We start from the raw sequence: 8,952 nt of genomic DNA on the forward strand, positions 1-8,952 counted from the left end.
CGGCCGCAACGCGGACGGCACGGCCCGGCTTGTGCCTAGCCGCAGGCGTGGCAGGCGTGCGCCGGGGCGTCGTCGTAGCGGTCATGGTGGCGTACCCAGTCGCCCAGATTGAAGTGCGGGCCGTGCTCGTTGCGGCCGAGCGGGGCGAAATCCAGGTAGTTGTAGGCCCCGGCCAGCCTCTCCACGCCGCGCGCGAAGCTTGAATAAGTATGGAAGATCTCGCCGTCCGGATCGCGGAAAAATGCGCTGGCGCCGGAGTTTTCCTGCATGGCGCCGTCGGCCTTGGGCACGCTGGCCTGCAGGTCGAAGTTGAAATCGCTGTCTTCGGACGAGTACCAGGGGAAGCGCCAGCCCATGCGCTGCTTGAACGCTTCCAGCCTGGCCCATGGCGCCCGCGACACGGCCACCACCGTCACGTCATGCTGACGCAGGTGCATGATCGCGCTGTCCATGTGGTCCGCCAGGAACGAGCAACCCACGCAGCCTTCTTCCCAGTCCGGGCCGAACATGAAGTGGTAGACGATGAGCTGGCTTCTGTCCTGGAACAGCCCGGCCAGGTCCACGGGGCCAGCCTCGCCCTGGAACCGGTAGGGCTTGTCCACCTGGACCCAGGGCAGGGCCATGCGCTCGCGGGCCAGGGCGTCGTGGGCCCGGGTCAGTTCTTTCTCGCGGCGCAGCAGCGCCTCGCGCGCGATGTCCCATTGCGCTCGGGATACGACGGGATGATCGGTCTGCATCGTGTGTCTCCTCGGAACGGGCCCGCAGGCCCGGGTAGGGCGAGCGGCGGGAATTCAGGCCGGATTCGCCAGATGGGCCGCCAGCCGCTCCAGCGCGCCAGCCCAGCCATGCTGATGGCTGTCGCGGGTGGCCTGGTCGACGAACGGGGTTTGCAGGAAGGCCAGCTCGGTGCCGCCGCCCGCAGGGGTGAATTCAAGCGTAATCAGCGAGACTTCCGCCGGCGTGTCGCGCCAGGCCCAGGTGAAGACCAGGCGGCGTTGCGGTTCGACTTCGCGGTAGTGGCCGCTGGCGTGATGCTCCAGGCCGTCCTCGGTAGCGAAGCCCACCTCATAGGCGCCGCCCACGCGCACATCGGTTTCGGCCCGCAGCACTTTCCGTGTCTCGGCGGGGCCGAACCAGCGCATCAGCGCTTGCGGATCCGTCCAGGCGCGCCAGACGCGTTCGATGGGGGCGTCGAAGCGCCGCTTGAGTCGGAGTTCGATGGGGGTTGATTCGTCTCGGGTGCTTCGGTTTTCCATGGGTGGACCTCTTCCTCGTGGTACAGGTACCGCGCCAGCGAATCCAGCTGTCCGCTCCAGAACTTCTCGTAGCGGGCCAGCCAGTCGGATGCCGCCCGCATGGGTTCGGGCGATAGCGTGCAGTTGACGACGCGGCCGTCCTTGGCGCGGGCGATCAGGCCGGCGTCTTCCAGCACGCGCAGATGCTTCATGAATGCGGGCAGGGACATGGCGTGCGGCCGGGCCAGCTCGCTGACCGAGGCCGCGCCTTGTTCCAGGTCGGCCAGCACCCGGCGCCGCGTGCGGTCGGCCAGGGCCGAGAAGATGCCGTCGAGCGTGTCGTCTTTAAACTTAACCATAGGGTTAAGTATTAAGCCGCAAGCGCATGGCTGTCAAGCAACAAAGTTGGCGCGATCAGGAATCAGGCGTGCTGGTGCATGGCCGAGCGGTGCTTGGTGTCGCGCATGGTGGCGTACACCAGCAGCGACAGGAAGATGATCCCCGCGAGGTAGTAGTAGAACCACTCTTCATGCCCTTGCTGCTTGAAGAACAGGGCGATGGCGGGCGCCGTGCCGCCGAAGATCGACACCGTCACGGCGTAAGGCACGGCGACTCCGGTGGCGCGGATATTGGTGGGGAAGAGTTCCGCCTTCACCACCGCGTTGATTGAGGTGTAGCCGGCGGTGAACACCCAGGCGCCGCAGATCAGCAGGAAGGCCATGAAGGGCGAGCGCGTGTGCGACAGCGTCATCAGGATGGGCACGGTGAGCGCTGCGCCCGCCACGCCGAAGAACACCAGCAGCGGCTTGCGGCCGATCTTGTCGGATAGCGCGCCATAGACTGGCTGCAGGATCAGCGCGAAGATCAGCGAGCCGGCGATGATGTAGGTCGTGACGATGTCGGAGAAGCCCGAGGTCTGCCGCACGAAGGTCTGCATATAGGTTGTGAAGGTATAGAACGCCGCCGTGCCGCCCGCGGTCAGGCCCACCACGATCGCCACTTCGCGCGGATACTTCAGCAGGCCGCGCAGCGAACTGGTCTGCGGCTTGGGCGCCTTCTGCGCTTCCTTGTAGGAGTCCGTCTCGGGCATGTCGCGCCGCATCAGTGCGGTGATGATGGCCAGCATGGCGCCGATCACGAAGGGAATGCGCCAGCCCCATTCCACCAGCTGCTGGTGGGTCAGGAATACGTTCTGCAGCAGCAACAGCACCAGGATCGCGCAGAGCTGGCCGCCGATCAGGGTGACGTACTGGAAGCTGGAATAGAAGCCGCGGTGCTCGGGATCCGCGATCTCGGTCAGGTAGGTGGCGCTGGCGCCGTATTCGCCGCCCAGGCTCAGGCCTTCGACCACGCGGGCCAACGCCAGCAGGGCCGGCGCGGCCAGGCCTATGGTGGCGTAGGTGGGCGTGATTGCAATGATCAGCGAGCCCACGCACATCATCCCCACCGACACCATCAGCGACAGGCGCCGCCCGTGGCGGTCCGCCAGATGGCCGAACAGCCAGCCGCCCAGCGGGCGCACGATGAAGCCGGCCGCGAACAGCGTGGCCGCGTTCAATTGCTGTACGACGGGGTCGTGGGAAGGGAAGAAGGCGGGGGCGAAGTACAGTGCGAAAGCGGTGTAGGCATAGAAGTCATACCATTCCACCAGATTGCCCATGGAGCCGATGAAGATCGCCTTGATGCGGCGCTTCGCGTCGGGCATGTCGAGATATGTTTGCGTCATATCCGTCCTTCGGGTGCGTTTGTCGGGGGACGCCGGACACGCGTTCGCCGCCTCGACCCATGACGGCCGGCCAGCCGCGAAATGGAACACGCATTGCGTTATGTTGCGCCTGCCCGTGCCGAAATGCACGCGTTGCGGCGCTACTCTTTATTCAGTTTTTTGTCAGGCGTGCGCGGCGAATGGGGCGCGCCGCCTTACTTGCCGCGTGGCTTGATGACTACGCAGGGCGCGGCGCCGTCTGCTGCCTGGGCCTCGTCGCCGAGCAGCGCCCGCGTGCCGCAGGCCGAGCCGAACATGTTCTTGCTGTTGTGGCCGATGCCGGCCACTTCGAAGGCGCGCCGGTGCAGCGTCACGGGCTTGGCGCCGCGCGCGGCCAGGATGTGTTCGTATTGCACATAGCCCGTGCCACGGGCCAGCCGGGTCGCGCCCTGGGCTTCCGCCCCGCAGGTCTTGTCCAGCAGGCGGTCTTCAGGATTGTTGTCGGCGCCGCCCAGCAGATAGGTCACATCGCGCGCCGCGTAACGCACGAAAAGCTTGGATTCATCGGTCTCGCGCGAGTACGCGGGCAGCTTGTCCGGGCCGTACTTGTACTGGTTGTAGGTGGGGCAGATGCCGCGCTCGTAGGGCGCATAGCCCTTGCCGTCGGCGCGCGGGCGTTCATTGCTCAGGTACAGGTAGGACGAAGGGTTGGCGATGACGTAGCGCAGCGCCAATCCGTCGCGCCGCAGCGGGCCGTCGATGTTGTTCAGCACGGCATAGCGCTGCACCAGTTGGCCGCCAGCGGAGTGGCCGGCCAGCACGATGCCAGCCAGCGAGGCCAGGCGTTTGCGATCATCCAGACTGCGCAGCAGGTCGTCCAGCACCTGGAACGAACTGACCGGCGCGGGACGGCCCGTGGCCTGCACGCTGTCTTCGCCGTCTTCCCAGCTGGCCTTGCGCCACGCCGCCATGCCGCCGAAGCCTGAATCGATCGCGCCCGAGAAGCGCGGCGCCAGGATCAGGGTGTCGCGCGCACGTTCGGGGTTATGCGCCAGCAGGGCGGCGACCGATTCGTAATAGCGGTCGGCGTCGCGTTTGACGCCGTGGATCACGACCACGACCTGCTTGATGTTGCGCAGGTCGTCGCGGCCCAGGTCGCGGTTGGCGTAGACCGGCATCTTGTAGCGGTGGCCGGGCTTGCCCAGTTCCACGGACTGCCAGCGCAAGGGCGCCGCGCGCTTGGGCGCGGGCGCGGTTTCGCTGTAGTCGTAGGGATCAGGCAGGGGCGTCTGCGCGTACGCGGCCAGCGGCGCCAGGGCCGCCAGGGCGCACCAGACGGCCAGGCCGCGCATGCGGCCCGGGCGCGCTTGAAGCAGGGGAAGGTTGGGCGCGCGGCGCATGGCGCGGCGGGCGTTCAGCAGCTCTCTTGGCCCAGCAGCTGCTTGAGCGCGGGCAGGTCCAGGATGCGGACCTCGCGCTGGTTGATCTTGATGAGGCCGTCGCGCGCAAAGCGCGAGAACAGCCGGCTGACCGTTTCCAGGGTCAGGCCGAGGTAGTTGCCGATTTCCTCGCGGCTCATGCGCAGCACGAACTCGGTGGAGGAATAGCCCAGCGACGCATAGCGCTGCGACAGGTTCAGCAGGAACGCGGCCAGGCGCTGTTCGGAGCGCATGGAGCCCAGCGAGGCCAGCATCTGGTGCGAACGGTTGATCTCGCGGCTCATCAGGCGGCGGAACTGCTGCTGCAGCGAGGGCAGATGGGCCGCGACCCGGTCGATATCGGCCAGGCGAATGACACAGACCTCGGAATCTTCCAGCGCGACGGCGGTCGAAACGTGCTTGCCGTCCAGCATGCCATCCATGCCGACGATTTCGCCGGGCAGGTGAAAGCCGGTGACCTGGATCTGGCCGGTCGCGTCTTCCAGCTGCGTCTTGAGGCTGCCGAAGCGCACGCTGTAGACGGCGTCCAGCGGGTGGTTCAGCGAGTAGAGCGGCTTGCCTTTTTCAAGGCGCACACGTTCCCTGACCAGTTCGTCCAGCTTTTCCACCTCGGCGGCTGCCATGCCGACGGGCACGCACACATGCCCCAGCATGCAGGTGGAGCAGTGGGCGGCATCAGGGGCAACGGGGACCCGTTTTTGCATACGATGACCTCTATAGTGCCCATTGCGCGGACGTATGCCGGAATGGGTGCAAAGCTTAAGACAAGCTGTATTGTAGTCCGTTGTTACTACGGGCGTCTTACCGGCCTCCCGGCAGCGGGCGCGCAAGGCGGTAAGCGACCCAGTCGTCGGCGCCAATATCGGCTGCCGCGCCCCGCAGGGCCGGGTCTATCGGGTAGTACTGGCAGCGCAGTTCCGGGGCTGCCGCGGGCGATTCCAGGCGCGCCACGACCTCGCGCCGCACGAAGCAACAGGGCTTGCCGGGCTGGTACTCCTCGATTTCGTCCATCAGCGCCACCAGGGGCGGTTCCACCTGGAAAACGTCGCCCAGCACCCGCCGGCCGTCGTCCACGGGAATCAGGCCCGGCCAGTCGCCGAAGTCCACCAGCCTGCCCGGCACGCTGGCCCGACCCACGTAGCGGGCCGCCGGCAGCCCGAGCCGCGCGGCGGCTTGCGCCAGATCATTGATTTCGCCCGCGCGTAGCGTGCCGTAGACAAAAACGTATATGCTCATAAGTCAGATTGTTGCTGCACGTCGAAAAACCATGGCGCGGGCAAGGTGTTGAAATTCTCGCATCTGGCCGCATATTCAGGATATCGAGCCAGCCGGCACGTATCGGTCAGGCTCCCCAACAAGCCAAACGACCATTATGCGATTCGACAAACTGACCACCAAGTTCCAGCAAGCCCTGGCCGACGCCCAAAGTCTGGCCGCCCGCAACGACCACCCCTATATCGAGCCGATCCACGTGCTCTCCGCCTTGCTGTCGGATTCCGACAGCGGCGCGGGCAGCCTGCTGGCGCGCGCCGGCGTGGCCGTCAACCGGGTGCAGTCGGCCATCGACAGCGCCCTGAAGTCCCTGCCGCAGGTGCAGGGCGACGATAACGTCCAGGTCGGGCGCGACCTGCAGGCGGTATTGACGCGCACCGACAAGGAAGCGGCGCGCCGCGGCGATACCTACATCGCGAGCGAACTGTTCCTGTTGGCCCTGGCCGACGACAAGGGCGACGCCGGCCGCATCCTGCGCGACGCGGGCCTGCAAAAGAAGGCCCTGGAAGCCGCGATCGACGCCGTACGCGGCGGCGAGAACGTCTCCGGCGCGGAAGGCGAATCCAACCGCGAAGCCCTGTCCAAGTACACCATGGACCTGACCGAGCGCGCCCGCCAGGGCAAGCTCGACCCGGTGATCGGCCGCGACGACGAAATCCGCCGCACCATCCAGATCCTGCAACGCCGTACCAAGAACAACCCCGTGCTGATCGGCGAGCCGGGCGTGGGCAAGACCGCCATCGTCGAAGGACTGGCGCAGCGCATCGTCAATGACGAAGTGCCCGAAACCCTGCGCGGCAAGCGCGTGCTGTCGCTGGACCTGGCCGCGCTGCTGGCCGGCGCCAAGTTCCGCGGCGAATTCGAGGAACGCCTGAAGTCCGTACTCAAAGAGCTGGCCCAGGACGACGGCAGCAACATCGTCTTCATCGACGAGCTCCACACCATGGTGGGCGCGGGCAAGGCCGAAGGCGCGATGGACGCGGGCAACATGCTCAAGCCGGCGCTGGCGCGTGGCGAACTGCATTGCATCGGCGCGACCACGCTGGACGAGTACCGCAAGTACATCGAGAAGGACGCGGCGCTGGAGCGGCGCTTCCAGAAAGTGCTGGTCGACGAGCCCGACGTGGAATCCACCATCGCCATCCTGCGCGGCTTGCAGGAGCGCTATGAAATCCACCACGGGGTCGAGATCACCGACCCGGCCATCGTGGCCGCGGCCGAACTCTCGCACCGCTACATCACCGACCGCTTCCTGCCCGACAAGGCCATCGACCTGATCGACGAAGCCGGCGCGCGCATCCGCATGGAAATCGATTCCAAGCCGGAAGTGATGGACAAGCTCGACCGCCGCATCATCCAGCTCAAGATCGAGCGCGAGGCCGTCAAGAAGGAAACCGACGACGCTTCCAAGCGCCGCCTGGGCGTGATCGAGGACGAACTCGAAAAGCTGCAACGCGAATACAACGACTACGAGGAAATCTGGAAGGCCGAGAAGGCGGCGGTGCAAGGCACCCAGGCCATCAAGGAAGAAATCGACAGCGTGCGCGCCGAAATGGCGGAATTGCAGCGCAAGGGCCAGTTCGACAAGCTGGCCGAGCTGCAGTACGGCAAGCTGCCTGACCTGGAAGCGCGCCTGAAGGCGGCCGAAGTGGGCGCCGCGGAAGCGGCCGAGGATGCCGAGGGCGGCGAAGGGCGTCCGCGCCTGTTGCGCACCCGCGTCGGCGCCGAGGAAATCGCCGAGGTCGTGTCGCGCGCCACGGGTATTCCGGTGTCCAAGATGATGCAGGGCGAACGCGAGAAGCTGCTGCACATGGAGGAATACCTGCACAAGCGCGTGGTGGGCCAGGACGAGGCCGTGCGCCTGGTGTCCGACGCCATCCGGCGTTCGCGCGCCGGCTTGGCGGATCCGTCGCGGCCCTATGGCTCGTTCCTGTTCCTGGGCCCCACGGGCGTGGGCAAGACCGAACTGACGCGCGCCCTGGCCGAGTTCCTGTTCGACTCGGAAGAGCACATGATCCGCATCGACATGAGCGAATTCATGGAGAAGCATTCGGTGGCCCGCCTGATCGGCGCGCCGCCCGGATACGTGGGCTACGAAGAGGGCGGCTACCTCACCGAGGCGGTGCGCCGCAAGCCGTATTCCGTGATCCTGCTGGATGAGGTGGAAAAGGCCCATCCGGACGTCTTCAACGTGCTGTTGCAGGTGCTGGACGACGGCCGCCTGACCGACGGCCAGGGCCGCACGGTGGACTTCCGCAATACCGTCATCGTGATGACGTCGAACCTGGGCTCGCACCATATCCAGAGCCTGGCGGGCAAGCCCTACGACGTGGTCAAGGAAGTGGTGTGGGACGAGCTCAAGCAGACCCTGCGCCCTGAATTCCTGAACCGCATCGACGAAGTCGTGGTGTTCCATGGACTGGAAGCGCAGCACATCGAGTCCATCGCCCGCATCCAGCTGCGCCGCCTGGGCGAGCGCCTGGAAAAGCAGGAGATGCGCCTCGAAGTGAGCGAGCCCGCGCTGGCGGAATTGGCCCGTTCCGGCTTCGATCCGGTGTTCGGCGCGCGGCCCTTGAAGCGCGCGATCCAAAAGCAGATCGAGAACCCGGTGGCGCGGCTGATCCTGGAAGGCCGCTTCGGCCCGCGCGACGTGGTGCCGGTGGACTGGCAGGACGGGCAGTTCGTCTTCACGCGGACCTTGCAGTAAGCGGGTTGCGCGGGCGGCGAGAGAACCGCCGCGCATTGAACAAACCCACGGCAGCTGGACTGAAATCCAGCTGCCGTGGGTTTTTGCATGCGCGGTCCTGATATCCGCGGATGGCCGTGCGCCATGAGGCGCGCAGCCGCGCGGCGCAGCCTCAGGAGACGTCCGCGTAGTCCTTGCGCTGCGCCGCCATCTGCCGGCCCAGCGTTTGCAGCGCCCGCAGCGCCACGGCCATGCCGCGGCGTGTGTCCTCGTCGCGCAGCAGGCCGATGAGGCCAGTCAGGCTGGGAGGACGAGCCTCCTGCAGCGTGCGCGCATGGGCGTCGCGCAGCGTGTTGGCGGCGATCCAGGCGGCGCTGCTGGCTTGTTCAGACAACAGGGCCAGCTTTTCCACCATGGACTGGTCCAGCAGGTCCACCAGGTCCGAGGCCAGCGACAGCAGGTCGGCGATGTTGTCCAGCCGTCCGGCTTCGGCGAGCAGGCCCAATCTGTCTGCCAGGGCGCGCGCGCCCGGTCCGCCGCCCAGGAAAGCGGCGGGCGCGTCTGCCGCCTGCGTGGCGGTTCCTTCGTGCGGCGCGTTCATAGCATTCCCCTTGC

At 66.5% G+C, this 8,952-nt stretch carries 9 protein-coding genes; 1 reads left to right on the forward strand and 8 read right to left on the reverse strand.

Annotated features, from left to right (window positions below; translation table 11 throughout):
- Nucleotides 1-35: 35 nt before the first annotated feature.
- The 7 genes from VIR09_RS08285 to VIR09_RS08315 form a co-directional block, all read right to left on the reverse strand.
- A complete protein-coding gene (locus tag VIR09_RS08285; RefSeq protein ID WP_332012440.1) occupies nt 36-737 on the reverse strand; it encodes a DUF899 domain-containing protein in 702 nt (233 codons plus the stop codon).
- Between the two features lie 54 nt (nt 738-791).
- Nucleotides 792-1,256: an SRPBCC domain-containing protein gene (locus VIR09_RS08290; RefSeq protein WP_332012441.1), complete on the reverse strand. Its 465-nt coding sequence runs from the start codon at nt 1,254-1,256 to the stop codon at nt 792-794.
- Nucleotides 1,142-1,594 (reverse strand): metalloregulator ArsR/SmtB family transcription factor, encoded by a 453-nt coding sequence (locus VIR09_RS08295; protein ID WP_332012442.1) that lies wholly within the window; start codon nt 1,592-1,594, stop codon nt 1,142-1,144. Before VIR09_RS08295 ends, VIR09_RS08290 begins: the two co-directional genes overlap by 115 nt.
- Before the next feature lie 62 nt (nt 1,595-1,656).
- Nucleotides 1,657-2,961 (reverse strand): MFS transporter, encoded by a 1,305-nt coding sequence (locus tag VIR09_RS08300; protein ID WP_332012443.1) that lies wholly within the window; start codon nt 2,959-2,961, stop codon nt 1,657-1,659.
- Between the two features lie 194 nt (nt 2,962-3,155).
- Entirely contained in the window at nt 3,156-4,292 is a 1,137-nt protein-coding gene (locus VIR09_RS08305) for an alpha/beta fold hydrolase (RefSeq protein WP_332012444.1), read from the reverse strand.
- Between the two features lie 62 nt (nt 4,293-4,354).
- Nucleotides 4,355-5,083: a helix-turn-helix domain-containing protein gene (locus VIR09_RS08310; protein ID WP_013394848.1), complete on the reverse strand. Its 729-nt coding sequence runs from the start codon at nt 5,081-5,083 to the stop codon at nt 4,355-4,357.
- Nucleotides 5,084-5,180: 97 nt separating this feature from the next.
- Complete coding sequence (locus tag VIR09_RS08315; protein ID WP_332012445.1) at nt 5,181-5,615, reverse strand: gamma-glutamylcyclotransferase family protein; 435 nt, start codon at nt 5,613-5,615, stop codon at nt 5,181-5,183.
- Nucleotides 5,616-5,751: 136 nt separating this feature from the next.
- Here VIR09_RS08315 and clpB point away from each other — a divergent pair, with 136 nt between their 5' ends.
- Nucleotides 5,752-8,358, forward strand: coding sequence for an ATP-dependent chaperone ClpB (gene clpB, locus VIR09_RS08320; RefSeq protein ID WP_332012446.1), 2,607 nt, complete (start codon nt 5,752-5,754; stop codon nt 8,356-8,358).
- Nucleotides 8,359-8,509: 151 nt separating this feature from the next.
- On the opposite strand, the gene VIR09_RS08325 is transcribed toward clpB, so the two are convergent.
- Nucleotides 8,510-8,952: DUF1641 domain-containing protein (locus VIR09_RS08325; RefSeq protein ID WP_332012447.1), on the reverse strand; the 443-nt coding region annotated here is incomplete at its 5' end.

The sequence above is a fragment of the Achromobacter sp. genome (assembly GCF_036567245.1).
Classification (GTDB): domain Bacteria; phylum Pseudomonadota; class Gammaproteobacteria; order Burkholderiales; family Burkholderiaceae_B; genus Achromobacter.

Coding starts and splice junctions, on each gene's coding strand:
- VIR09_RS08285 (WP_332012440.1), bottom strand. CDS start 737: ATGCAGACCGATCATCCCGTCGTATCCCGAGCGCAATGGGACATCGCG.
- VIR09_RS08290 (WP_332012441.1), bottom strand. CDS start 1,256: ATGGAAAACCGAAGCACCCGAGACGAATCAACCCCCATCGAACTCCGA.
- VIR09_RS08295 (WP_332012442.1), bottom strand. CDS start 1,594: ATGGTTAAGTTTAAAGACGACACGCTCGACGGCATCTTCTCGGCCCTG.
- VIR09_RS08300 (WP_332012443.1), bottom strand. CDS start 2,961: ATGACGCAAACATATCTCGACATGCCCGACGCGAAGCGCCGCATCAAG.
- VIR09_RS08305 (WP_332012444.1), bottom strand. CDS start 4,292: ATGCGCGGCCTGGCCGTCTGGTGCGCCCTGGCGGCCCTGGCGCCGCTG.
- VIR09_RS08310 (WP_013394848.1), bottom strand. CDS start 5,083: ATGCAAAAACGGGTCCCCGTTGCCCCTGATGCCGCCCACTGCTCCACC.
- VIR09_RS08315 (WP_332012445.1), bottom strand. CDS start 5,615: ATGAGCATATACGTTTTTGTCTACGGCACGCTACGCGCGGGCGAAATC.
- clpB (WP_332012446.1), top strand. CDS start 5,752: ATGCGATTCGACAAACTGACCACCAAGTTCCAGCAAGCCCTGGCCGAC.